General features: G+C 57.5%; 16 protein-coding genes. 13 read left to right on the top strand and 3 right to left on the bottom strand.

Going from position 1 to position 24844, the window contains the following annotated elements:
• Positions 1-252: 252 nt before the first annotated feature.
• From FYJ85_RS07700 to FYJ85_RS07645, 13 genes are all read left to right on the top strand, one after another.
• A complete protein-coding gene (locus FYJ85_RS07700) occupies positions 253-1092 on the top strand; it encodes an ABC transporter permease (protein ID WP_158703843.1) in 840 nt (279 codons plus the stop codon).
• Entirely contained in the window at positions 1082-2434 is a 1353-nt protein-coding gene (locus tag FYJ85_RS07695; protein WP_106052806.1) for an ABC transporter ATP-binding protein, read from the top strand. Before FYJ85_RS07700 ends, FYJ85_RS07695 begins: the two co-directional genes overlap by 11 nt.
• A 132-nt stretch (positions 2435-2566) precedes the next feature.
• Positions 2567-4258 (top strand): class I SAM-dependent methyltransferase, encoded by a 1692-nt coding sequence (locus tag FYJ85_RS07690; RefSeq protein ID WP_420856463.1) that lies wholly within the window; start codon positions 2567-2569, stop codon positions 4256-4258.
• Positions 4259-4479: 221 nt separating this feature from the next.
• The gene (locus tag FYJ85_RS07685; RefSeq protein ID WP_158703845.1) at positions 4480-8022 is read left to right on the top strand and encodes a glycosyltransferase; all 3543 of its coding nucleotides are present in this window, start codon (positions 4480-4482) and stop codon (positions 8020-8022) included.
• A complete protein-coding gene (locus FYJ85_RS07680) occupies positions 8019-9245 on the top strand; it encodes a rhamnan synthesis F family protein (RefSeq protein WP_206213035.1) in 1227 nt (408 codons plus the stop codon). Before FYJ85_RS07685 ends, FYJ85_RS07680 begins: the two co-directional genes overlap by 4 nt.
• A gap of 540 nt (positions 9246-9785) precedes the next feature.
• Positions 9786-12074: a sodium:solute symporter family transporter gene (locus FYJ85_RS07675; RefSeq protein ID WP_106052810.1), complete on the top strand. Its 2289-nt coding sequence runs from the start codon at positions 9786-9788 to the stop codon at positions 12072-12074.
• Positions 12075-12331: 257 nt separating this feature from the next.
• The gene (locus FYJ85_RS07670) at positions 12332-12496 is read left to right on the top strand and encodes a hypothetical protein (protein ID WP_154417708.1); all 165 of its coding nucleotides are present in this window, start codon (positions 12332-12334) and stop codon (positions 12494-12496) included.
• 232 nt (positions 12497-12728) lie between these two features.
• Positions 12729-13685, top strand: coding sequence for a LacI family DNA-binding transcriptional regulator (locus tag FYJ85_RS07665; RefSeq protein WP_154417707.1), 957 nt, complete (start codon positions 12729-12731; stop codon positions 13683-13685).
• 39 nt (positions 13686-13724) lie between these two features.
• Complete coding sequence (locus FYJ85_RS07660; protein ID WP_154417706.1) at positions 13725-14297, top strand: hypothetical protein; 573 nt, start codon at positions 13725-13727, stop codon at positions 14295-14297.
• 92 nt (positions 14298-14389) lie between these two features.
• Complete coding sequence (locus tag FYJ85_RS23025) at positions 14390-14695, top strand: prepilin-type N-terminal cleavage/methylation domain-containing protein (RefSeq protein ID WP_206213034.1); 306 nt, start codon at positions 14390-14392, stop codon at positions 14693-14695.
• Positions 14643-15173, top strand: a complete 531-nt coding sequence (locus FYJ85_RS07655) for a hypothetical protein (RefSeq protein ID WP_206213033.1) — start codon at positions 14643-14645, stop codon at positions 15171-15173. The genes FYJ85_RS23025 and FYJ85_RS07655 overlap by 53 nt, the downstream gene beginning before the upstream one ends.
• Positions 15174-15191: 18 nt before the next feature.
• Positions 15192-19994 (top strand): glycoside hydrolase family 2 protein, encoded by a 4803-nt coding sequence (locus tag FYJ85_RS07650; protein ID WP_154417704.1) that lies wholly within the window; start codon positions 15192-15194, stop codon positions 19992-19994.
• 72 nt (positions 19995-20066) lie between these two features.
• Positions 20067-21515, top strand: coding sequence for a GH39 family glycosyl hydrolase (locus FYJ85_RS07645; protein WP_154417702.1), 1449 nt, complete (start codon positions 20067-20069; stop codon positions 21513-21515).
• A 72-nt stretch (positions 21516-21587) separates the two neighbouring features.
• Here the strand turns inward: FYJ85_RS07645 and FYJ85_RS07640 are convergent, their stop codons facing one another.
• Genes FYJ85_RS07640 through FYJ85_RS07630 form a run of 3 tightly spaced genes read right to left on the bottom strand, consistent with a single transcriptional unit; the run spans position 21588 to position 24823 of the window.
• Positions 21588-23120: a glycoside hydrolase family 5 protein gene (locus FYJ85_RS07640; protein WP_206213032.1), complete on the bottom strand. Its 1533-nt coding sequence runs from the start codon at positions 23118-23120 to the stop codon at positions 21588-21590.
• Positions 23117-23890, bottom strand: coding sequence for an EI24 domain-containing protein (locus tag FYJ85_RS07635; RefSeq protein ID WP_106052817.1), 774 nt, complete (start codon positions 23888-23890; stop codon positions 23117-23119). The genes FYJ85_RS07640 and FYJ85_RS07635 overlap by 4 nt, the downstream gene beginning before the upstream one ends.
• Before the next feature lie 12 nt (positions 23891-23902).
• The gene (locus FYJ85_RS07630; RefSeq protein ID WP_154417698.1) at positions 23903-24823 is read right to left on the bottom strand and encodes a hypothetical protein; all 921 of its coding nucleotides are present in this window, start codon (positions 24821-24823) and stop codon (positions 23903-23905) included.
• Between the last annotated feature and the right edge of the window lie 21 nt (positions 24824-24844).

Here is a 24844-nt window from a genome sequence, read left to right as displayed (position 1 = left end):
AAATAGCACGGCAAGACCATTCCGGCAAGACCGGTTCGACAGGAAGCGGCATTTTTTTCAAATACGGGATTTTAATTGGCGGCTGCATATTGAAAATGGAAAGCGGAGAGTGTATAGTAAAAAGAATAGCGGGACTTCTGGATATTGAATTGGATATTGCGGTTTCCTGCCGGCTTGCGAGCTGTTTTTATTCGGTAATCACAGGAAACAGCGGCTTCGGTCCACATGTGCCGAAGCCGGAACAATATGGCAATGAACAGATCTTTCTGGAGCAAAATAAAACCTTTATTCGATCCTGCACTGGGTATCCGGATCATCTGGAAAAACCGGGATCTGCTTGAGCAACTGGTCCGGCGCAACATTCACGCCAAATACCGCGGATCTCTTTTCGGAATCCTCTGGAGTTTCATTCTGCCGCTGCTGATGCTTGCCGTGTATACGTTTGTCTTCACCGTGATTTTCCAATCCCGCTGGGGCGGAGAAGAAAATTCGCGCAGCGCTTACGCCATCATCATGCTCTGCGGCCTGGCCACATTCAATATTTTCAGTGAAAGTCTCGGTACATGCTGCGGAGAGATCACCAAACAACAGAATTATGTGAAAAAAGTCGTTTTTCCGCTGGAAATTCTGCCGATAGCCCGCGTGTTTTCCAGCCTTGTGCTCGGCTTGGCCTGGTTCGTCCTGCTGTTTATCGCCGTCGTGCTGGCAAAAGGGACGGTTTACTGGACAATGCTGCTTTTGCCGCTGCCCATTCTGGCAGTTGTACTTCTGTCGCTGGGAGTAGGATTGTTCATGGCGTCAATCGGAGTATATATCAGAGATATCCAGCAATGCGTGGCTGTAATCATCCGCGTTCTTTTTTTCATTACGCCGATTTTTTATCCGATCAATGCCGTTCCGCCGGGCTTCCGTTTCATCATCCGCTTCAATCCGCTGGCATATATTATTGAAGAAACCCGCAAGGTATTCTGGTATGGCATGACGCCAAACTGGACGATTATGCTGACCACGATCGCAGCCTGCGCTCTGTGTGCCCACCTGGGGCTGGTCTGGTTTATCAAAACCAAAAAGGGGTTTGCCGATGTCATCTGAAGGAGCCGTATTACGGGTTTCTCACATATCGAAGTGTTACGAGATCTACCAGAAACCGGTCCACCGTCTCTATCAGACGCTCTGCATGGGACACCGGAATTTTTTCCGGGAATTCTGGGCGCTGCGCGACATCTCATTCGAGGTCGGCCGCGGAGAGTGCATCGGCATTCTCGGACGGAACGGGGCGGGCAAAAGCACACTGCTCCAGATCATCGCAGGCACACTTCAGCCCACGACCGGCGAAGTCGAACGCCGGGGAAGAATCGGCGCGCTTCTGGAATTGGGCAGCGGATTCAATCCGGAATTCACCGGCCGGGAAAACGTATTCCTCAATGGAACGATTCTCGGCCTGAAACGCCGGGAAATACTGGCGAAGTATGACGAAATCATCGACTTTGCCGACATCGGCGACTTTATCGACCAGCCGGTAAAAACTTATTCCAGCGGCATGAGGATGCGCCTGGCGTTCGCAGTGCAGATCGTGACCGCCCCGGATATTCTCATTATCGACGAAGCCCTGTCGGTCGGAGATACGGCTTTTCAGCAAAAATGCATGCGCTATCTCCGTAAATTCATGGAAGACCACACTGTACTGTTCGTCAGCCACAATATCTCTTCCGTGAAAAGCCTGTGCTCCCATGCCATCTACCTGAAAAAGGGGCGAATGGTCACGAGCGGGGAACCCAAGCAAGTGGCGGACCTTTACCTGAAAGAGCTGTATGCGGAAAATCAGAAAATCGACGGGACCCGGAAAGCGCCGGCGGCAAAGCCGGTTCCGGGCGGTCCGGCCAAATGGCGGGATATGAGAACCGATTTCCTGAACCGGACGAATCTGCGCAATGATTTGGAGGTATTCACCTTCAAGGAGGACTCCAGAAGCTTCGGTGCCGGAGGGATCAAAATCAAAAACGTCTGTTTCACCGACGAAAAGAATAAGCCGGTAAATTGGATTGTCGGCGGGGAAATCGTGAAATTGCACGTAGAATGCCTGGCGAAGCAGGATATTCACTCCCCGATTGTCGGTTTTTATGTCAACGACAAGCTCGGCCAGAAATTGTTCGGCGACAACACCTGCCTCACTTATCTGGATAATCCGCTGACAATCAGGGCCGGTGAAATGTTTTCCGCGGATTTCACATTTGTCATGCCGCTGTTGCCGAAAGGACACTATTCCGTCCTGCTTTCCGCCGCCGAGGGAACACAGAAGGAAAATGTTCAGCATGAGTGGATGTATGAGGCGCTTCTATTCGAATCTCATGCCTCTTCCGTTGCGGTCGGTCTGGCCGGAATTCCCATGCATGAGATAAAAATGACCAGACTGGGACGAATGGAGGAAAAGTAAACCATGCGGGCGATTCCGGAATATTACTATCTGCTGCGGGAGCTTCATCTGCTGCTTCGACCGGCTCATTATCTCGAAATCGGCGTGCAATACGGCGAATCCCTCTGCCTGGCAGAACCGGAAACGCAAACGATCGGCATCGATCCGGAACCTGAAATCCGACATGAGCTGACGGCAAATACAACCGTTTTTCCTGAAAAAAGCGATGATTTTTTTGCCGCCAGAAAAAAAGAAGATGTTTTGGGCAATGGAGTGATCGATCTTGCATTCATCGACGGAATGCATCTGTTTGAATCCGTCCTGGATGATTTCATCCATGTTGAGCGCTGGGCCGGGCCGCACACGATCGTCCTGATCCACGATACGGTTCCGGCAGACGCATTATCGGTAAAACGCGAACGGCAGACACGATTCTGGACGGGCGATGTTTATAAATTCGTCCTCTGCCTGAAAGAGTTCCGCCCGGATCTAAAGATATACAATCTCAACATCGGTCCTTCGGGCCTCTGTTTCGTCGGAAATCTGAACCCCGCTTCAACCGTGCTGAGCGACCGCAGAAGCGAAATTGTAAACCGATTCATGGATATTGAATATTCCACGATCGCGCCGAACCGGGACAGCCTTCTTTGCATCCGGGAAAATTCGAACGAGGAACTTTCCCGCTTCCTGGCCGGAATCCTGGGGAGACCAACGCAGGAATTCCAGGCGCAGATGCAGACGCTCCGGTATGATGTCCAGAAAGAGTTTTCCGGAAAACTCCAGGCAGAATGTGAAAAAAGCGCGGAGACGATACGCGAGCTGCAGGCTGCGCTGAAAAAACATCGGGAAACGATTGTCCGCCGCGATCAGGCATTACTTCAGTTCAACGAAACGAAGCAGGCACTGGAGAAATGGCGTGCCGAATGCGTACGGCAGAAGGAGCTGCTGGCGGCACTCCGCGATACCGTCGCACGCCGCGATGCATCGCTTGAAAAACTGAAACTCGAACGTGAAACGACAGTCCGCAAAACGGAACACCTGCAGCAGCTGCTGGCGGAACAAAAGAGTGTGATCGACCGGCGCGAAACGGAATACCGGCAGCAGAAGGAGCTGCTGGCGGCACTCCGCGATACCGTCTCACGCCGCGATGCATCGCTTGAGAAGCTGAAGCTCGAACGTGAAACGACAGTCCGCAAAACGGAACACCTGCAGCAGTTGCTGGCGGAACAAAAGAGTGTGATCGACCGGCGCGAAACGGAATACCGGCAGCAGAAGGAGCTGCTGGCGGCACTCCGCGATACCGTCTCACGCCGCGATGCATCGCTTGAGAAGCTGAAGCTCGAACGAGAAGCGCTGGTTCAAAAAACGGAATGCATGCACCGCTTGCTGGAAGAACGCAACAGTGTGATAGACAAACGGAACGCCGAGATTGCGGCAGGAAAAATGGAGATCGAAAAATGCCGCACAGCCGTCATATGGCGCGATGAGGCACTGGAAAAACAGAAACGACGTATTGAGGAATTATCCATTTCACTGGAAAAGCACAGGGCGGCAATTGATAAACGGGACGCCGCCCTCGTGAAGCATAAGGCCGTAATCGCGAAACGGGATGAAGCTTTGCTGCGGCATCAGGCGGCAATTGCCAAACGGGACGGATGGCTGGCGCAGAATCGGCGGATCATTGACGACAAATGCGTGGAGCTGCGGCTTTTGACGGAGCAGTTGATGCAAATCCGGAACTCCCGTAGTTATCGGGCCGGCCAGTGCATTACATATTTCCCGAGAAAGCTGCGGATTGTCTGGCGCAAATTCCGAAATCGACAGAAAAAACAGATAGCATTATGAACAAAACGGATGAAAGTATCTTGACGGAGCAATTCGTATCGGAACAGTTTTCCGCTGTGCGGGAAATGCTGGTGCGGAATGCAGCCTCTTTGCGGCAGAATACGGCAGAAATGGAACAAAAGCTCCGTTTTCTGCAAAAACATCAAGAATATCTTCAGCTTCAAATCAGAGAAAAAAGCTTCTTTGTCCGTCTGGGGCGATTCGGCGGGCTGTTGCTGTCGGTGGGAAAATGCGGTCTCCTTCACCCGCGCCGGGGGCTGCACCTGCTGCGCGAAATTCAGACCATCCGCCGCAGCGGAATGTTCGACGAGATTTTCTATCTGCAGAACAACAGGGATCTGAGAGGCAGGTTCCTGTTTTCGCCCATCGTGCATTTCTGCCGGAACGGCTGGCTGGAAGGACGCAATCCTTCACCGGATTTCGATGTTTTATTCTATTTGCGGAATAATGATGATGTCCGCGATTCCGGGCAGAATCCGCTGCTTCATTTCATTACCCGCGGCCGGTACGAATCCCGGCAGCCCCTGATGCGGAAGAAGAAAAGCGAGCTGCCGGTATGCCTGCCGATTCCGGAGGAGAAACATCCCTCCGGAGTGAATTACACACATTCGGCCGCAGTTGCCGCAGAGCCGAAAATCGCCGTGGTCGTTCCGGTATACAACGGTTTTTCCGTTCTGCTGGACTGCGTGACTTCTCTTCTGGAATACACTCCGAAAGAGGTGAGGCTTCTCCTGATTGATGACTGCAGCCCGGATCCGCGTATCGGGGAGCTGTTCGGACAACTGAAGGAACGGTTTGCGCCCCGGCTCGAAACCTGTCGGAATGAAACCAATCTCGGTTTTGTCCGAACCGTCAACCGCGGTTTTGAACTTGCCGCTGGCTGCGATGTCATTATCCTCAACAGCGACACGGTTGTTTCCCACCGCTGGAGCACGCTGCTGAAATTGGCGGCTTATCGTTCTGATGCCATCGGAACCGTGTCGGCGGTTTCAAATAATTCGAACGCTTTTTCCGTCCCGATCAAAGGAGAAAATCCGCTTCCGCCGCATCAGACTCTGCCTCAGATTTCCCGGATGTATTTCCAGCATGCGCGGAACTGGGGCCCGGAAATCCATAATGGACACGGTTTCTGCATGTATATCAAACGTGCGCTTCTGGACGACGTCGGAATGTTCGACGCCGAGACGTTCGGACTCGGCTACGGTGAAGAGAACGATTTCTGCATGCGGGCATTTTATCGCGGCTGGACGCATTCCATCGCCGATGCCGTTCTGGTCTATCACGTCAACGCCCAGTCGTTCGGTCCACAAAAAGAAGAACGGGTCCAGAAAGCCCGGGAAATTCTTCACTCCCGCTATCCGGAACTTCCGCAGCTGAACCGTTCTCTGCTGGAAAGCGCATTCCAGCCGATCCGCGAGCAGGCGGCAAAGCTGGAACAGTGGATGTACGCCCGGCGTACGGCAAAGCCGCGGGTGCTCTACGTCATCTGTGTCCGTACCGGCGGAACGCCGCAGACCAACCGCGATCTGATGTCGGCGATCCGGGAGCACTACGAACCGTTTCTCCTGTTCTGCCAGGATCGCACTCTGCAGTTGTTCGACTGCCGGCGCTCGGAAAAGCTGCTGGAGGAGTACCGCCTGGAAAACCCGGTGAATTTCTTTTCGCTGCGCTCCGGCGAATACGACCGGATTGCCGAATCGATCCTGCTCGAATACAAAATTGAGCTGATTCACGTCCGTCACATCGGCTTCAACAGCATCGGGCTGTTTCCGCTGGCGAAGCGCCTCGCCATCCCGGTGGTGTTTTCCTTCCATGATTTTTACACCATTTGCCCCAGCGTGAAGCTGGTGGACCGGGATGGAACCTTCTGGCCGCACGGAATCACCAACAACCGGGCAAACATCGGTCTGGGCAAGCTGCCTGCGGCTTTCCTGCCCGAATTGAACGAGGCATTTTCGAAACGCTGGAAAAACACGTTCAACACGGCGGTGTTCCCATATTGCGACCGCTTCGTAACGACAGAGTCCTTCGCCCGCGATCTGCTGCTCGAGAACTTTTCCGAAATCAGCCGGCGGCCGGAAGATTTTCATGTGATTCCGCACGGCCGGAACTTCACAAAATTCCTTCAGCCGGAAGACCGTTTCCCGGAAAGCGGCGAGCGCCTCCGTATCCTCGTCCCCGGCAACATCTCCCGGGAGAAAGGTGCGGCCATCATCCTGCGGCTGAAGGAGCTTGATGTGGAAAATCGCCTGGAGTTCCATATTCTCGGCGAAGCCGTCAATGAACTCCGGTCCAAACGATTTGCAAAATCAATCATCATCCACGGCGGATACGAGCGGGATCAGTTTGCCGCACGTGTCGCCCGTATCAATCCGGTCATTTCCGTTATTTTTTCAATCTGGCCGGAAACCTGGTGCCACACGCTGACGGAGAGCTGGAGCGCAGGCCTTCCCGTGGCGGCATTCGACCTTGGAGCGGTCGGCCGACGACTGCAGCGGGAATGCCGCGGAGGCTGGCTGCTTGACCGTGATCCCCAGATTCTGTATCGGCAGCTTTTGGACATCAAAGCCGACAAGCCGGGCTATCTGCAACGGCTTGAGGCGATTGCCGAATGGCAGTCCGGCTTCGGCAGGAACAATACCATCGAACGGATGGCTTCCATGTACATGGACATCTATTCCGGGCTGCTTCAGCCCGATCATGCGGGGAAACCGGTACCGGGAAAAACGTTCGGCGAACTGCTTGAAACCGCGCCGCGTCTCGGGCTGATTCCACGTCCTTCCCGCAACGGTTTCTTTGCCAGCAGCTGTGTCCGTCTGCTCGACTGGCGCAAAGCATACGAGGAAACGGGAGCCAGAGTCGATGTGCTCAATGCACTGGCATTGGATCGAACCGCCTTCGACCGGTATGATGCGCTGGTCATCTGCCGCGACGCGATTCCTGAGGAACTGGTATCGTCTTTTCTGCTGAAATGCGCCCTTCTGAAGCTGCCGTTTTATATTGAACTTGACGATAATCCGCTGCTGACGCAGGAACATGTGCTGTATTTGCCTGTCCTGAAACGGCTGATGCGGCATGCGGCGGGAGTCGTTGTTTCGGTACCGGAGCTGGCGGAGGCGATCGCGCCTTATGCCTCGAATATTTCAGTCAAGCCGAATGCGCTGAACCGGCAGGCGTGGATCGATGGGATCAAAGCCCCTCTGGATATCGAAACGCTGGAGATTATCCAGAATAAACGCCGTGAAGTCAATGTGATCTATTTCGGTTCGCGGACGCACGATGATGACCTGGCGCTGATCAATCCGGTCGTGGCCCGCCTGAAGAAGGAATTTCCGGTTCAGTTCTTCATGATCGGCGGAACACGCCAGAAAACAGGCTGTGAAGAGTGGATTACACTGCCGGTTCCGAATTCGGAATATTACGCATTCATCTCCTGGCTGCGCAGCGTGTCGGAATGGATGAATATCGCAGTGGCTCCCCTCTCTTCGCAGAAGCCGATGAACGCTTTCAAGAGTCCCCTGAAGTTCCTTGAAAACAGCATCTGCGGTCTGCCGACGGTGTGCAGCAAAGTCGTTTACGGCAAGCTCGTCGAGAACGGCGTCACGGCTGTCGTTGTCGACGGCGACGATCCGGAAGCGTGGTATGCAGCCCTGGCGGACCTGATCCGCGACCGCGGAAAGCGGGAACAGATCGCCCGGAATGCCCGGGAACTGGTACTTGAAAAACACATGATTTCCCAGGAGCAATGCGGAAAGATCAAGTGACGTCTTCGAAAACACGCAATCTGGAATCATGGATTCTTGCGGGCGGCGGAGGGAAAGCCGCCCGGCTGCTGTACGATTTTTACGTCATCCGCGCCCTGAGAAAGCGCGAGCTTTTCTGTCCGCTCTGGTATTGGAATGAAAACCCGGATGCGTTCCTTCCGGTCAGGCGCAGCCGTCTGTACCGGCTCGGCCAAAAGCGTCTCCCGGTCATTTCCAAATTCGGCCGCCTGGCGACCCACCCGATTACCCATTATGTCCGGCGCGGCGCGGCGGAACTGCGCAATCCCTGCATATTCTTCGATACCGCCCGCTACCTCGCCGCCCATCCGGAGATCGTGCAGACAACGATCAATCCGCTCTGGCACTGCATCCGCAGCGGCGGAAACGCCTCCGGCTTCGGCCGGATCGCGCTGCCGCCCGCACAACTCAGCGAGGTGCGGCGCGAGTCGTTTGCGCGCCTCGGAGTCACGGAGCTGCATACGGTTCCGGACCGGGAAACGGCCGCCCGGCGCACGGCGGTGCATCTGCATTTGTTCTACCCGGAGATGCTCGACGGCTTCATCGGCAGGCTGAGGAATATTCCCGGAAGCTTCGACCTGTTCGTGTCGGTCAGTTCCGACTCCGTCCGGAAAACGACGGCGGCCCGGCTGGCCGCCGCGTTTCCGGGCCTTCCGACAGCGGTGGAGACGGTTCCGAACCGCGGCCGGGACCTGGCCCCGTTCATCGTCCGGTTCGGGCGAAGGCTGCTGGAATACGATTTCATCTGCCATATCCACAGCAAGAAGAGTCCGCACGACCGGCGCCTCTCCGGCTGGCTCGGCAGCACCCTTGATTCTCTGCTCGGGAGCCCCGAACGGGTTGCAGGCATCCGGGAGCTGCTCTCCCGGGACGGCAAGTTCGTTTATCCCGCGCCGCCCGCCGATGTGACGCCGGACCCGGCGACCGGCTGGAGCTGCAATTACGATGAAGCGGAACGGCTGCTCAACCGGTACACGGATCTGGATATCCGGCAATTTCCGGTTGTCGATTTTCCGCACGGCAGCATGTTCTGGGCGCGCTCGGAGGCCCTGAAACGGCTTCTGGAGCTGCCGCTCTCCTTCGACGATTTCCCGGAGGAGCCGATTCCGCCGGACGGAACGCCCGCACACGGACTTGAACGGCTTCTGCTGATTCTCGCGTCCGACGTACCCGGCAGGGCATACCGGCTCACCGCCGTCCGCTGACCCCGCTATCCGGAACCGCACACCGCCATACGCGAAACCCGCTCTGACGGAAAGAACCTCCCGTGCCTGCTGGAATGATGAAAGCACACCGTATGCAGGTCGGGAAAACTCCGTTTACAGCCAGGTTCATCCGGGACCGCTCAGGGCAAAATTTTCAACTTTGCCGCGATCTGCCTCTCCGCGCAGGAAGATCAGCGGCACAGCCGGCGCCTGAAAACTGCCGGATCACGTTGACATAGGCAGCCATCGAACGCATCGAAGCAAAATTGCAATCCATTACTCCGATATTCGTCACCGATCAATGCCATGCGAGAAGATTCGAAGATAAGAAAAAAACTTTCCAAAGAGATTTTATATAATCAACTATCATGTATTATCAATAGTTTTATAGGTCCTTCGGGAAATTTATGGCATTTATTTAAGCCTACCGGACCAATTTGGTCTTTACTTTTGGAAATCTCATGGTATATTATTCCGTTTTTTTATTTTACGAAATACAATAAACAGTAAACCAAGAAAGAATTGGGGGGACATAAAATTATGTCGTGGATTGATTGGCTGATCGTTATCCTGCCGATTGCATTTGTCGTTTGGATCGCTTTCTTCTCCAAACGATACGTCAAAGGAGTGGTGGATTATCTGGCGGCCGGCCGCGTAGCCGGCCGTTATGTGATCTCGGTAGGCGACCTGATGGCCGGACTTTCCGTCATTACCCTCGTTGCCAATGCGGAACAATATTACCAGACCGGATTCGGCGTGGCATTCTGGGCAAATATTACCGCGCCGATCGGTATCGTACTGGCGCTGACCGGTTTCTGCACCTACCGCTGGCGCGAAACCAAGTGTCTTTCCAAAGGGCAGTTCATCGAATTGCGTTACGGCAGCAGGAGTTTCCGCTTCATCACCGCTTTCGTCAGCACGACGGCGGAGATGGTGACCAACGCGATCGGGCCCGCCATCGCAACCAACTTCTTCATCTACTTCCTCGGCCTGCCGCATGAGGTGATGATCTGCGGAATCAACCTGCCGTGTTACGCCATTATCGTGGTAATGTGCCTGACGCTGGCGACACTCGTGATCTGGCCGGGCGGCCGCGTCTCCCTGCTGGTGACCGACTCGATCCAGGGGTTGATGAGCTACCCGATCTTCGTTGTCATCATCGGCTTCGTGATCCTGAAATTCTCCTGGGACGTGGATCTTGCGCCGATTCTTCTCGACCGTGTCGACGGCGAAAGCTTCCTCAATCCCTATGACATCGCCAAGCTCCGCGATTTCAATTTATTTGCCCTGATCGTCAATCTGATTTCATCCGTCATCAACCGCGCAAGCTGGATCGGCAACGATACGAGCAACTCCGGCCGAACCCCGCATGAACAGAAAATGGCGGGTATTCTCGGCAGTTTCCGCAATGGATTCTCCATGATCATGATGATCCTGATCGGCATCATCACCGTGGTCTTTATGAACAGCCCGGAATTCGCGTTCAACAAAGACCGGTTCGGCGTGACCAATAACGAAATGCGCAAGATCCTGTCCGAGCGGGTCGCCGGCGAGGCGATCACGGATCCGGAAGTCCGTTCCAAGGTCATCGAAACGGTGCGGGCGATCCCGGACAAGGCGCACGACACCCACGACAGCAACATCCTGCTGTCGCAGAACGACAACCTCGATACCCGGTATCTTAATATCGTGCGCAATGAATTAGGCGACACGCCCGAGGGACGCCACTCCTTCCAGAAATTCCGTTCGCTCTACAACCAGATGATGATGCCGACGATGATGGGAAAAATCCTTCCGGTCGGCGTGATGGGGCTGTTCTGCGTACTGATGGTGATGCTGCTGGTTTCCACCGACGACAGCCGAATCTTCAACGCCGCCGGATGCATCATTCAGGATATGGTCCTGCCTTTTCTCAAAAAACCGCTTGACCCCAAAACGCACATGATCCTGCTGCGCTGGTGCACGGTGGGGGTATCGCTCTTCTTCCTGGTCGTAGCCCTGTTCTTCTCTCAGATGGATTATATCAACATGTTCACGACGATCATGTGCGCCTTCTGGCTGGGCGGAGCCGGTCCGATCATGGTGTTCGGTCTGTACACCCGTTTCGGCAACCTGACCGGTGCGTGGTGCGCCCTGATCTTCGGCAGCGGCACGTCGCTGCTCGGACTGATTTTCCAGCGCAACTGGGCGCTGCACATCTATCCGTTCCTGGCGGACAAGGGCTGGGTCGAGTCGCTGGACAACTTCCTGCGAGCCGTCAGCGATCCTTTCAATCCCTGGATCGAGTGGCAGATGGATGCAGTGAAGTTTCCGATCAACAGCTACGAAATCTTCTTCATTTCGATGATGCTGGCGATCGGCAGTTATATCATCGGCTCGTACCTCACCTACAAGCCGTATAATCTGGACAAGCTTCTGCATCGCGGCGAATACAGTGACGGCCACATCGTGGAACGCCAGAGCTGGACTCTCCGCAATATTTTCGCCAAGCTGCTGAGCATCACGCCGGACTACACGCGCGGCGACAAGGTCATTGCCTGGAGCGTATTCACTTATAGTTTCATCTACCAGCTGGGACTGACGTTTATCGCGGTCGTAATCTGGAACGCCATTTCGCCGTGGCCGAATGAGTGGTGGAGCAACTACTACTACATTGCCTATCTGCTCGTGCCCGGTATTGTCGGAGTTATTTCCACGGTGTGGTTCTCGATCGGCGGAACGGTCGATATCATACGCCTCTTCAAGGATCTGGCCGCGCGTACCGTGGACACCTCCGACAACGGACAGGTCTTCCAGGAGATCGTGGACAATACAGATGACAAAAAGTAATCACGGACAAAGCATACGTTCAGCAGACCCGGCAGCATGATGAGGGTATGACCAGACCATCTTCCCCGCATCGGGCGGATCGGCACGGAGGCGGCAGTAAGCGGCAGGTCCTGCGTGATTGAATTCAAACAGGAGCGGAACTCCGAAGAAACTTCAGCGCAAATAAAGTTTTTTCGGGGTTCCGCTCCTGCTATTCCCGCGGCAACTCGAACACTCAGCAGCCTGACATATCCGCGTTACAGGCGGGCACGCCGGGCGTGCCCGCCCGGAAACGGCTTCTGGAGCCGCCTCTCTCCTTCGACGATTTCCCGGCGGAACCGATTCCAGCGGACGAAGCGCTCGCACACGGACTTGAACGGCTTCTGCTGATTCTCGCGTCCGATATGCCCGGCAGGGCATACCGGCTCCCCCTCCGCCCCTGACGCCGAACCCGTTTTCGAATCCCCCCGATCCCGGCGGAGTTGCAGAGCTGCTCCCGATTTCGGAACCCGGCCGCCGCAGAAATTGAAAAATTTTTCAATATTTCTCGCAAATAAACTTGACATCGATGGAAAATTATCACATAATATATTAAGACAGGCCAAGTATGAATTGAAAGTTTTTTCATAAACATCCTTTTGCTTTGTGGAATGGCCATCGGAAAGGAGTTTGATCATGGATAAAAAAAACATAACCGAGATAGCGGAGCGGGCCGGAGTTTCCCTCGCTACGGTATCGCGTGTTTTCAGAAATCATCCCAATGTCAGCCGGAAAATGCGGGAAAAAATTCTGAATACGGCCCATCAGCTAAAATATTCCCCGCGGATCACCGCCGGAGAGCGCAGCATCGGACTGGTGATCGAGAGCCTCGATGAAATTCACAGCGACTTTTACCTTGCCACCATGCTCGCTTATGTCGCCCAACAGCTTTCCGCGCGGAATCTGGGCCTGGAGCTGATTTCCATCGGCCGGATCGAAAAATTGCAGGAGCATTTCATTCACTCCGCCATCGCCATTCCTTACTTTGAGGAAAGCAAGAAGCTGCTGCTCCGGCAGAAGCATACGCGGTTCGTGCTGATCAATGAAATCGCCGACGGCGTTTCCAGCGTCGGCGTCAACCATCGGCAGGGAATCCGGCTGGCGTACGAGCATCTGTACGAAAACGGTCACCGTAAAATCGGCTTGCTCCAGGACCATCTCGGCGGCTGGGGCAACAGTGAACGGCGCCTGGGTTTTCTGGAATCGCTCGAACAGCACGGCGTCGACAGCGAAGCGGAACGGAGTTTCGACATCACCGGCAACACGATTTCCGACGTACTGGAACATGTTCTCTCTCGGAAATTCACCGCGCTTGTCATTTCCTCTGAAAGTGCCGTTTTGAAAGTCATTCGAGAGCTTCACCGGCTGGGTGTGCGGATTCCTGACGACCTGTCGCTGATTTCCTATGAACACCCGAGCATTTCCCCTTACCTCTGGCCGGCGCATACGACGCTGAAGCAGAACCATATCCAGCTTGTGACGAACGCAATCGATATCGCCGCCCGGCTCCTGGACGACGAAACGGAGCATCCGATGCGCATTCTTGTGGACAATCAATTGATTCCGCGTGATTCCGTGAAATTCCTGAAATAGCTATCCCCCCTGAATTTTCATCACACAAGGAGAGAAGTCATGTTGGTAAAGTATGTTTTCCCGGTTGCCTGTCTGCTGTCTGCCTGCGTTATGAATCTTTTTGCAGCCGGTGCGCCGCTGGTTGTATTCGACGGGGAGAAGCACGCGGGCGGCTCCTCCTGGTCCGACCCGAAGGATATCACGAAATTCGTCCTGATTGATGCGGCCCAAACCGGCGGAGCAAAAATTCTGCGGTTTGAAGGCGGGTGGAAAAACTACTGGGCCGGCGGCGGCTGGAACTGGACGAACTGGCAGGGGCCGGGCAGCGATATCACCTCTTTTGACTTCCTGACGGTCACAATCCGCAAGGCGGAAGGAGAACAGCTGAAGGACGTGTGGGTACAGCTTGCCGATGCCGCGAATAAAACCAGCCCGCAGGTCAAGCTGGTCGGAGCCGAAATAGTAAAAGAGCTTCCGGCCGAATTCATGACGGTATCGATTCCTCTGAAACTGCTGACGGGCGGAGCTGACTTCAAGACCGTCTGTTCGTTGAATATCGGTCTCGTACCCGGCAGTGCCGACGGCAGGGGTGCGGTGGAGATCAGCCGGATTCAGTTCGACGGCAAAGATTGACCTTTCCTCTTTTCCACTTCCGCGATAACGGGAAGTGAGCGATTCGGAGTACCGACTGAAACATCAGGAGTCCAACATGGAGGAATATCGTCATGACTCTTCGATATCGGTTTGCCCCTGTGTCCACCGGCTTGTTTCGATTTCGTCCTTTTACGCTGATTGAATTGCTGATCGTTATTGCGATCATCGTAATTCTGGCGGGGCTGCTGTTGCCCGCGCTGCAGCAGGCGCGCATGGCGGCCCACAAGACGACCTGTAAGAATAACGCTCAAAAATATCGGCGCGGCCCATCAGTTTTATGCGGACGACTGGAACGGAACCTATACCGCCCGGGATTACCAGCGGATGTGGATTCAGAATCTCTCGATCTATCTGGAAGGCGCTCCCCGGTCGGGTGACGGCTATCCGACGCTCGCCGACTTGTGGAATTCGAAAAGCATGTTCTACACCGGGTGCAAAAGCGTCGTCCCCAAAGTGCCGGACAACGTCAGCGAACTGAATTTTTCCTGCTACGGCATGAATCAGTATCCGGAGCGGGAAACCAATTTCTTTGCCACGAATCAGTATTATGACAGTAATTTCAAGTGGTTCCGCGTTCATTCCATCACCCATCCCTCCCGGCGCGGCCTGGTTTCGGAGACGGCGAACGAAAATGAGGAACACGGCTGGCCTTACGGATTCGGAATCAGCGGCGCAGAGTGGCAGGGTGATTTCGCCAATGGAATCAATGTGGATGACAGTGTTGTGGATTTCGACCGGCACGGCAACCGTATCAACCTGCTCTTCTATGATCTTCACGTCGGGGAAGGACAACGATACCGGATGGTCACGTTCGGAGCCGCTTTTTACGATCCCAATAAACTGATTGCACTTTGATTTTTCCCAGGAGAACACATGCGTCACATACGGATTTTTTTTCAAGCCGTTTTCTTATCCGTCTTTTCCATTGCGGCAGTCAGCGGCATTGAGCCCGGAATCATTTTCGACGGAATCAGCCGGCTCCACGGCTCCGGCTGGTCCGATCCAAAGGAGACCACTTCGCTGGCGATCACCTCCCTACCTGTGCTCCAGAATCGCAAGGGGTTGGAGTTCCGGGCCGGCTGGACCAACTACTGGGCCGGCGGAGGCTGGAACTGGCACAACTGGCAACCGGGCGGCGACGACCTGCGCCCTTATAATGCACTCTCGCTCAAGTTTCGCAAAGTGTCGGGAGAGCTTGCCGACTTCTGGTTCCAGCTCGGCGATGCGGACAGAAAAAGCTCCGGTCAGGTCCGATTGCTGGCTTCAGGGCTGCTTTCTGAAATCACCGGCGAATTCCAGACAGTCCTGATTCCGCTGCCGTTGTTCGATGGCGATTACGACCGCACGCGCGTTTCCACCCTGAATTTCGGAGTCATGCCGGGAACGCAGCAAAAGGGAGAATGCGTGTTGCAGTTCGCCGATATCCGTCTGGTCCATTCCGACGAAGTGCGGAACATGGAGCAGGCGTGGCGCCCTCCCTCCGGAGCTGAAGTTTCCTGGTCGCTGGATGGCGCCTGGTCTCGAAGTTCTTCAACCAACGGAAAAATCTGTCTTAACGGTTACTGGAATTTTCTTCCCGCAGACAATGCCGGAACTGCCGCAGTGCCGCAGGGCGAATGGGGCTGGTTCAAGGTACCGGGCATCTGGCCCAATCCGCAGGGGCTCCCCCATGCAGTCCCGGCGCAGGATATTCATCTGCCGCCGGGATATGCGCATTCGCAGACGGAAACCGCCGACAAACTTGATCAGGCATGGTATCGCCGCACCGTGACGGTGCCGGAAACATGGCGCGGCCGCAGAATTGAGGTGGATTTTACGCTGCTCCAGACCCATGCCCGCGTATTTCTCGACGGCCGCCCGGCCGGGGAAGCCTGGTTTCCCGGCGGACCCGTAGAGCTTACCCCTCTGGTGAAATTCGGCAAACCGCAGGAGCTGGCCGTCTTCGTTTCTGCCAAGCCCGTGGAAGCCGGAGCGGAGCGGTTCATGGCTCCCGACCGGCTCGTGGCGGGCAGCAGCGCAATCAATCTGAAGGGGCTGACCGGAGATGTGTTTCTGACCTCCGCCCCGATGCAGGACCGCATTGTGGACATCCGGGTGGAGACCTCGGTACGCCGCGGCGAAATCGCCTTTTTCGTGACTCTTGCCGATGTTCGGACGCACGGGGTGCTTCTGGAAGCCGAGATACGGAAAAACGGCAGCAGCGTGAAGCATTTTTCGTCTGAGCCGATGACGGTTCCGGCCGCCGGAGGCCCGTTGCGTTTCTCTGCGCCGTGGAGCGATGCGGAACTGTGGGACCCGGAACATCCGCAAAATGTTTACGAGGCAACCGTCACGCTGAAAAACGCCGCAAATGGCCGGCTTCTCTCGCAAAGCCTGCCGATTTCGTTTGGATTCCGGGAGTTCTGGATCGACGGGCGGGATTTCCGGCTGAACGGCCACAAGGTCCACCTGCGGGCCGCGCTGCTGACCAACCCGACCGAATACGCCGACCAGGCCGCCCGCGAAAGCGCGTTACGGTCGATGCACCGGATGAAAGAGTTCGGCTTCAACTTCTTCATCACCGGCAACTACGGATTCACCCCCGGCCAGGTCGGTTATCTGCGGGGGGTGCTCGACGCCGCCGACGAGAGCGGAACGCTGTACGCGCTCAGCCTTCCCCACATCGGCGACTTCGGCATGAAGCTGGACGATCCGGAAACGGCGGCCCGCTACCGCACCCTGACACACTATCTGGTGCGGCAGGTGCAGAATCGTCCGGCGGCAATCCTGTACACCATGAACCACAACGCGCTGGGCTACGGCGGCGATCAGAATCCGGACCGGATGGACGGGCTGCTCGACCCGGCCAAACAGGAAGGAGCGACCGGTTCGTTCCTCGCGATCCGGAAGCAGGGGCGACTCGCGGAGGCCGTGGCAACGGAATTCGACCCGTCGCGCCCCGTCTACCATCACGAGTCGGGCAACTTCGGGAACATGCACACGGTCAACATCTATCTGAACTGGAGTCCGCGCCAGGAGCGCAGCGACTGGCTCGAACACTGGGCAGCGGAGGGGAGCAAACCGCTCTTCTTCGTGGAGTGGGGCATGCCGCACCTCGCGAGCTGGCTGCATTACCGGGGACCGGCCTTCATCTGGACGACGCCGGTTCGAACCTGGGCGTGGGCGTCCGAGTTTGCCGCCGCCTGTCTCGGGGATGCCGCGTACCGGCTCGACGATGCCAAGCTCGCGCTGCTGGAACGCGAACGGAAGCTGCTCGCGAGCGGCGAAAATTTCGGAGGCTGGGAATTGACCTCCCGCATCCAGGCTCTTACCGATCTTTACAGCGGAGTACAAGCGTGGTATATGCAGGACAACTGGCGCGCCATGCGCGGCTGGGGAATCTCCGCCGTACTGCCGTGGGATCAGGTCGATTTCTGGCAGCGGATCCGTCCGACGGCGAAACGGCCGAATCCGGCAGCGCGGCAGAATCTGCATCAGCCCGGAATCGTCCCGGACCACTTCACTGCAAACCGTAATTATCTGAACGATCCCGAGAAGAAGAATTTCCGTCCGACCCCGACCGGAGAAGTGCTGCTGCGCGACAACCAGCCACTGCTCGCGTTTCTCGGCGGCGCTCCGGTCTTCACGGATAAGACCCATATTTACAAACCCGGCGAACCGATTCATAAACAGTTGATCATCATCAATGACCACCATTCTGCCCGCGATGTCGCGTACCTCTGGCGAATCGGTGACGGCGAATGGTCGTCCCGGGAGACGGTTCGGGTGGATCCCGGCGAAACCGTCGCAATTCCGCTCGAAGGCATCATGCCGGAAAGCGCTTCCGGCACATGCCGGCTCGAGGCGCGGATTTCCGCGGACGGCAGGGAACGGGTCGAACGAATCCTGCTGCATCTGCCGCCCGGGGGAAACGCCGCGGAGGCCCGGGCGCAACTCCGGCTTTTCGACCCGAAGGGGATGAGCGCCTCGGCGCTCCGCGCCGCCGGTGTGGAATTCACGCCGGTGACGAATCCGGGTGAACTCGCCGATGGAGACGCACTCCTGATCGGCCGCGAGGCGTTTGATGCGAAGCCGTCGTGGGCGCTGCCGCCGGAAACGCTCGCGAAACTCCGGGGGATCGTTGTATTCGAACAGAGCTCGAACGCATTGAACAACCGTTTCGGGTTCCGGGTGACCGAATGGGGCGCCCGCGAGGGATTTGTCAGAACGCCGGAGCATCCGGTCATGGCGGGTTTTCCGCAGGAGCTTCTGGCGAACTGGCGCGGAGACGCAACGCTCACGCCGGGTTCCTCTCCCGCGAACGCCTTCGACAGTGCGTTTCCGCGGTCGGTCTGGAACGGCTTCGACCTGCCGCGGGTGTGGCGGCGCGGGAACCGCAACGCCGTGGCTTCGGTGCTGATTGAAAAACCCTCCCGGGGCAACTGGCTGCCGCTCGTGGACTGCGGCTTTGACCTGCAATACACGCCGCTGCTCGAGCATCAGGAAGCGGGACAGCGCATACTGTTCTGCCAGATGGATCTCTCCGGGCGGACGGAGAACGATCCCGCGGCGGCAGCGCTGCTGCGCCGGATCGCCGATTACATACAGAGAGCTCCCGCGCCTGCTCCGGGCAGGACGCTCTATTACGCGGGGAACGATGCCGGGGTCGAACTGCTGACCCGGCTCGGCGTCGCCGTGAACCGGCAGTTGCCACCCGCGGCGGAACCGGAAGAAACGCTGCTCGTGCTCGGTCCGGAAGCAACGCCTCCCGCCGATCTGCGCCGCCGGATCAACGCAGGCTTGCGGGTTCTCGCGCTGGGCGCGGACAACCAAACTCTCGCCGCACTGGGCATGAACGCAGGGGAAGCCGTGGATGCGATTCCGTACTACGAACCGGATCAGTGGAAGACGCTGGGTGTTGCGGGGATCTCTCACGCTGACACTTACTGGCGGCGTTTTCCGAAGCTCGCGCCGTTGCCACCATCAAAGGAGGGGAAGAATTCCTGGTTCCGGCGTTACCGGGTCGGGCGGGGGACGGTGACGATTCTCCAGGCTGCACCGTGGAATTTTGATTACACGAAGGAGCCGGCGCTGCGGAGCAGCTACCGCCGCAATGTGTTCCTGCTCTCGCGTTTTCTCGCAACCGACGGGGCGGAGATGACGACGCCGCTGCGGAACTTCTTCACGACTCCGGCGCCGCTGCTCCGGCAGGACCTCTCCCGCAACTGGTGCATGATGCCGGAGGAAAAGATCGTGAATGCAACGGAGAATGCCTGGAAACCCGATTTCGACGACTCGGGCTGGCAGCAGGTCACGCTGCCGCACTACTACGACGACCTCGGATACGGCTGGTATCGGCTCGAATTCGAACCCTCACCGCTGCTGCCGGAAGAACTCACACTCTCGCTCGGGCCGGTAGATGACGAATCGCAGATCTGGCTCAACGGGAAATTTCTCGGGGAAGTGACCAAAGCCAACGCTCCGATGGATTACTGGTGTCGTCCGCGCGACTTCGCCATCCGGCGGTCGGAGCTCCTGCCGGGACGAAATGTGATCGCGGTTCGCGTGAAAAACATCTTCCGGGACGGAGGCATGGCCGGAAGCCCGCGATTATTTGCAGACGGTCCGTGGCTGAACAGTTATTATCTTCAAACGCCGGAGGAGGAAGACGACCCGTACCGCTACTATCGTTGGTAGGTTCCGTTTGAACTGTTTTCCGGAGCGTCGCGTGAGATTCGTCCGCGCGCCCCGACACCTTCAGGAGCAATCATGAAAAATCAGGAAAAAATCGGTCTGTCGATCGGCAGCGCCACCGGAGAAAATGTACGCAACATCGGCTCGTTCGGCATCAACAGCTGTCATGCGGCCCTCTGGCTGCGGGAGGATCTGCCCCGCCACTTCCGGCGGCTGCGGGAAGAGCTCGGCATGCGCTATGTGCGCTGTCACGGAATCTTCAATGACCAGCTCGAAGCGGTTGCGCCGGACGGCTCTTTCCACTTCGAAAAGCCCCTGACGGTTCTCGAGCGCATCCTGGACAACGGGCAGATCCCCTTTCTCGAACTGTCGGGCATGCCGGGCGCACTGGCCCGGACGGAGGAATCGGTCTGTCATTACCGTTTCCGCTCGGCTCCGCCGCGCGATTGGCGGCGCTGGGAGGAACTCGTGGAACAATTCCTGCATGTTCTCATCGAACGGTTCAGCCGCGAAGAGCTTTGCAGGTGGTATTTCGAGGTCTGGAACGAACCGGACCTCCCTTTCTGGACCGGCACGCAAGAGGAGTATTTCAAGCTGTACGACCTTTCCCGCGCTGCAATCAAGCGTCAGGATTCCCGGTTTCGCGTCGGCGGGCCGGCGACCAGCAAAACCGCGTGGATTGCCGACTTCTGCCGCCATGTCTCCGCACCATCGCCGGAAGACCCGTCGCCGGGGTGCCGGTGCGATTTTGTCTCCACGCACGCCTATCCGAGCGACATCGCCTTCCTGGACGGAGCCGAAGGAGAAGTCAGGCTGCAGAGCGCCGATCTTTTGCCGCGGCTCCTCACGCGGGTGCGGCAGACCATGAAGCTGCTGCCGGAACCGGTTCCGCTGTTCCTCGGAGAGTGGAACTCCTCTGCCGGCCCGCTCGCATTCAATCACGACGAATGCGCGAACGCGGCATTCATTGTCAAAACCATGGCCGAACTCCGCTCCGTCTGCACGGGCAGTTTATTCTGGAACGGTTCCGACATTTATGAGGAGTGCGGTTTCCATTCCGCCCCGTTCCACGGCGGCTACGGGCTGCTGAACGTCAACGGCATTCCGAAGGCGTCGTTCCATGCGTTCCGCTTTCTCCGCGCCGTATCAGGAGAGGAACTGTCCGCAGTGTGGAGCCGCCCCGCGAAGTGCCTCGGCGCCCTGGCCGCCCGGGAGCAAAAGACGGTGCGGCTCCTCCTCTGGAACTATCTCGACCCGGAAAAGGAGAATGAGACCTTCGAAATCCGGATCGACGGCCTGAAAAGCGGCGCCGTCTGCGAACAGGTCATGCCGGAAAACGGGAGCGCCTACGAATCCTGGCTCCGGCAGGGAGCGCCGGAATTTGCGTCCGTTGCCGAACTGTCGCAGCTGGAGTCAGCTTCGCATCCGCGCCGGTTCCGGTATTCCGCCGATGCCGGGATCAGCCTGGCTCCGGGCGAAATCGCCCTCCTCACCTTCGAATTGCCGGAGATGATCGAACCATAATCCCTCTTCCGGCTTGAGTCGCCTGCGGCGGGGAGTGCTGACAGCACCTGCGCTCCCCGCAAGCACATATTCTTATTTTCCGTTCTTTTCGAAGGCTTTCAGCAGAACCTCCTTGCGGCCGGTGGTCGGCACCGGGTCCATGACGGCCGGATCGTCGCTGTGCTCGGCGCTCCAACCCTGCCATTCGCGAAAGGCGTGATAGCTCCAATCCCAGCCGTACTCTTCGAACAGATCGATCAGGTCTTTGACATACCGGTCCGCGCCCGGCGCCCAGCGGATGCAGCTGAATTCGCCGACGTAGATCCGCGCCCCGGTCTTCTGCTGGAATTCACGCGCCTTCTCCAGATTCTTCCGCAGGTACTCCCTGTTCCAGCCGCGCGTTTCATCCGGATAGCCGAGAATCGGCTTCACCTTCGGATCGAGCTGGTGGGTCAGCTGCCCCGGCGCATAGAAGTGGATGCTGTAAATGATGTTCGGCTCCTCGAAGACCGGCAGGTACTCGAGCAGTTCGTAGTGCGCCATCTGGTCCGGCTCGACGATGATCGGAGTTACCGGGTCGATCGCCCGGATCGCCTTGATCGTCCGCTCCGCCAGCTCCGGCCATGTCGGGTCGCCGGGACGCAGATTTCGCGAATGGGGCTCGTTCAGGATATCGTAGCCGAAAATGGCCGGATGCCCCTTGTACCGGGTTGCGATCTCCTTCCAGACGTCGACCAGGTACTGCCGTCCCTCCGGCGTGCTTAAAATCAGCTTGCCGCCCTCGAACGGATGCAGGTCGATCACGACCTTGATTCCGTGTTTCCGCGCCGCGTCGAGCACTTTGCCGAGTTCGTCGATCTTCTTCGCGGTGATCGCCTTGTACTCGTCGAGCGTGTACGGCCGGTCCAGCGGCCGGTTCAACTGCCAGCGGATCAGGTTTGCATTCCACTTCGCAAGGTCCGCGAAATCCTTTTCGTCAAACCGGTTCGGCGACATGACCCCGCGATGGACCGGCAGATCGACCGTGTACTTCGCCTGCGGAACCGGCTGCTTCGCGAGCGTCGACTCCGGAGACGCATCGCCGCGGTAAAACCGGATGTTGCGGTACGAAACCGTACCCGACGACTGCTGGAGTCCGAGATTCAGGTACGCTTTCTTCACATCCTTCGGGATCACGGTGCTCGAGCTGGCGCGGTACCAGTCCTTCGTCCCGCAATTGGTCTGCCAGCCGGGGTTGAAGTCCGGATACTGCTCTTTCCCTTCGCTCTTGAACACCAGCATGAATTTCACGCCGTTCCAGCTGTACATCGGCCTGGTGACGCCGGTGAACTTCAGATCGCCCTCTCCGTAAAGATTCCCGCCGGCCGCGCCGATCTTCTCGATGTCGATCGGAATGACCACCGCAACCGGGTTCCCGTCCGACATCTTGTCGGGCGGGACCGTCACGGTCAGGACGGAAGTCCCTTCGAAATCCTTCTCGACCTTCGCGAACGGACACTTGTCGACCGCCGCCCGGACGTCCGGATCGTCAAAATTCACCGCGTAGAGCAGTTCCGGCTGCGCCGCCCGCAGCGGCAGCACGGCCAATGCCGCCGCCCACACCATCCATCGTCTCCATTTTTTCAAGACACACCTCCCTGTTTGGTGGAACATATCAGACGCTCCCGGTAGATCATCGCGCCGCCAAGCGCGAATCCCGGCAGCAGAAACACCGCGGAAAACGGAATCAGAAGCCAGAGGTAGCCGGCCGCGCCGAAGCCGAGCATGAGCGCCCGGTTCCGGGCCGCCAGACGCCTGACCTCGCGCACGTCAACACGGTCCGCAAACGCACTGGAGAAAACGTACGTGAGCCCGAAACGGTAGCCGACCACCAGCACCGCCGGCAGAATCCCGGCCACCGGGATGAAAATTCCGGGCCAGAACAGCAGAAAGCTCCAGATCATCGTCACGAAGGAGAACCCTGCCGACTGCAGCAGATAACGCAGATTCTCCCGGAACGGCACCGGAGCGGCTTCAACCCCGTACCGCTCCCGCTCGAACTTCTGAACGAGACTGTCGAAAAAAAACGCGCCGAACGCCTCATACAACGAACAGAGGAAAAACGCCCCCGTCAGTACCGCCATGCCGAATACCGACACGTAAATCAGCACCCTCGCAGCATAGAGCAGCCAGCGGAACCAGGCGCTCCACTGCGCCGGGTCCGGCAGCAGCCCCGCCGCCCACGGCGCCGCGAACCAGAACAGCAGGAGCATCATCAGCGCGTAAAACGCGAACAGGATACCCATCGGAATGAGCGCATATCCCCACAACCCGGGATCGCGGTAAAAGGCCCGGATTCCCGCATGCAGATATCCGGCTCCTTCCGCCGCCTGCTTCCAGCCGCCAGACCGTCTCATCGCGCCCCGGAGCTATTCGCCCTGCGTTTCGGGAACCGCCGCCGGGCCCGCCGCCTTCGGCAGCCGGCCGAACCGGCCGCCCACGGTCTGGAGGATCGCTTCGAGCAATCCGTCATCGACGACCCGGCGATAGGTGAGTTTGCCGCCCGCGACATTGCTCTCGATCTTCCGGAAGAAACGGTTGTCAAGCGCCTGGTTCTGCTCGAAACCGAACAGCACGACATCCACCAGCCCCTTCACCTCCATGGCCGCCTCGTCGTTTTTGAACAGCCCCTCGAAGACGATCGCCGCTTCGGGCTTCGTATCGGTAAGCCCGAGCGTGATCATGCGGAGTGACTTCATCTGGGGCATCGCATCCGGAGCGGCGAGCATCTCCTCCGTCGGCACCAGGGCGATGTTGACCAGCCGGCCGCTCTTCGCCTCCAGCATCAGGTTCTTGCTGATCCTGCCGAAATTCAGCGGCAGCGGCAGCGATTCACCGGCCTGAATCTGGATCTGCGACGGCGACTTCAGGAGGATCGTCCCCCTGCTCCCGTCGGCCGTGACGCCGGTGTAGACCGGACAGCCGGCAACCTCGGTCTTCGTGCCGCCGTCCCGGAAATTCAGGATATCCCGAAGCTTTTCAAAGAGTTCCGGCGCTTTCCCCTCTTTCGTGTCGATCACGACCGCTCCCTCGCGGGTATCGAGACTGATATAAGCGGTCAGCCGGTTTTCGAGCATCTCCTCCGTCAGCTTCAGCGCGCCGAGCTGCTCGGCGAACGATTTTCCGCCGGAACTCTTCGCCTCCCGGTCGAACTTCTCCCGAAGCTGCATTACCTGCGGATGCGCATTCAGCGCCGCTCCGTTCACCGCGATGACCATATCCACATCCGCCGCACGAAGCGACACGGCCGCCAATCCGGCGGCCAGTACCGCCAACAGCTTCGATCTCATGAAAACCTCCTCCTTGTGATT

The organism is Victivallis lenta, from assembly GCF_009695545.1.
GTDB lineage: Bacteria > Verrucomicrobiota > Lentisphaeria > Victivallales > Victivallaceae > Victivallis > Victivallis lenta.
This window is presented reverse-complemented; position numbering and strand designations above follow the sequence as displayed.